This window comes from Ralstonia sp. ASV6 (assembly GCF_016429285.1).
Taxonomy (GTDB): Bacteria; Pseudomonadota; Gammaproteobacteria; order Burkholderiales; family Burkholderiaceae; genus Ralstonia; species Ralstonia flaminis.
Map to the genome: position 1 here is coordinate 1 of NZ_JAELUI010000301.1, position 1,543 is coordinate 1,543.

3 protein-coding genes are annotated in these 1,543 nt (G+C 65.8%); all 3 read right to left on the reverse strand.

The window, feature by feature from the left end:
- A partial coding sequence (locus tag JHD73_RS27630) for an enoyl-CoA hydratase family protein (RefSeq protein WP_199033316.1) occupies positions 1-561 on the reverse strand: 561 nt, incomplete at its 3' end.
- Positions 558-1,154 (reverse strand): MarR family winged helix-turn-helix transcriptional regulator, encoded by a 597-nt coding sequence (locus tag JHD73_RS27635; protein ID WP_199033317.1) that lies wholly within the window; start codon positions 1,152-1,154, stop codon positions 558-560. The genes JHD73_RS27630 and JHD73_RS27635, both read right to left, overlap by 4 nt.
- Positions 1,151-1,543, reverse strand: a 393-nt coding sequence (locus JHD73_RS27640; RefSeq protein WP_199033318.1) for an SDR family NAD(P)-dependent oxidoreductase, incomplete at its 5' end; no start/stop codon positions are given. The genes JHD73_RS27640 and JHD73_RS27635, both read right to left, overlap by 4 nt.

Sequence of the window (1,543 nt, forward strand, 5' to 3'; positions counted from 1 at the left end):
GGTGTAGAGCAACTCGCTTGCGCGGCCCTGGCCGATGATGCGCGGCAGGATCGCGCATGCGCCCATGTCGCAGCCCGCCAGGCCGACACGGTTGAAGAGGAACGCCGTCTTGCTGCGCGCGGTGCCCAGGCGCAGGTCCGACGCCATCGCCAGGATGGCGCCCGCGCCCGCACACACACCATCAATGGCGGCAACGATCGGCTGCGGACACGCACGCATGGTCTTCACCAGCTCGCCCGTCATGCGCGTGAACATCAGCAGCTCGGGTGCCTTCAGCTGCACCAGCGGGCCAATGATCTCGTGCACATCGCCGCCGGAGCAGAAGTTGTCGCCCGCGCCGGCCAGTACGATGGCCTTGACGTCATCCGCCCATTTGAGCTGGTGGAACAGGTCGCGCAGCTCGGCATACGAATCAAACGTGAGCGGATTCTTGCGCTCAGGCCGGTTGAGCGTGACGGTGGCGACGCCGCCTTGCACGCTCCACAGGAAGTGCTTCGCTTGATAGCCCGCGAGTGGGCGGCGGTTGCCGGCCAAGAGAGCCGGGTCAATTCGGTCGGTCATGGTTTGGTTGTGTTCGTTTGAGGTTGATCGTCGCGGGCGCCCAGCTCTGCCTCGCGCGCGGCCAGATGCATGCGCAGCCTGCCGAGTTGCGCATACAGCGCGTCCTTGTTGGCCAGCCCCAGGCCGTCGAACATTTCGATCAGCCAGCGTTCGTGTTCGGCGGCCATCTCGGCAAAGTTCCGACGCCCGGCTTCGGTAAGTGACACGCGGAAGGACCGGCGGTCATCCGGATCGGGCTCGCGCTTGACCAGACCCTCCTTCTCCAACTGGTCGGTCAAGCCGGTGACGTTGCCACCCGTCACCATCAGGTAGCGCGACAGCACGTTCATGCGCATGCCTTCCGGATAGCGGTCAAGCTGGGCCAGATAGTCGAAGCGCGGCAGCGTGGTGTTGAAGCGCGTGCGCAGGCGCTGGCGGATCTGCTGTTCGATCTGCGTGCTGCACGCCAAGAGGCGCAGCCAGATCTTCACGTCCATGTGGTCGTCCACCTGCGCACGGGCCTCCAGGCCGATGTGCTCGTCGCCCAAGGCCTGCACGACCTTGTGGTAGCCGGAGGTACGGGTGGCGAGTGCGGTCTTGCGCGGCTTGCTCACATCACCTCCCCACCGGAGACCGAGATGGCCTGCCCCGTGATCGACGATGCGCCTTCCGAGCACAGCCACACCACCGCGTTGGCTACTTCATCCGGGGTAATCAGCCGGCCTTGCGGGTTGCCCTTCACCAACTCGGCGCGCGCTTCCTCGGCGCTGCGGCCAGTGCGCGCGACGATACGATCGATGCTCTCACGCACGATGTCCGTTTCGGTATAGCCAGGGCACACGGCGTTGACGGTAACGCCGCGCGCCGCCAGCTCCAGCGCCAGCGAGCGCGTGAGGCCAATCACGCCATGCTTGGCCGCCACATAGGCCGACACATACGCATAGCCGCGCTGCCCCGCCGTGCTGGCAATGTTGACGATGCGACCACGGCCACTGGCCTGTAC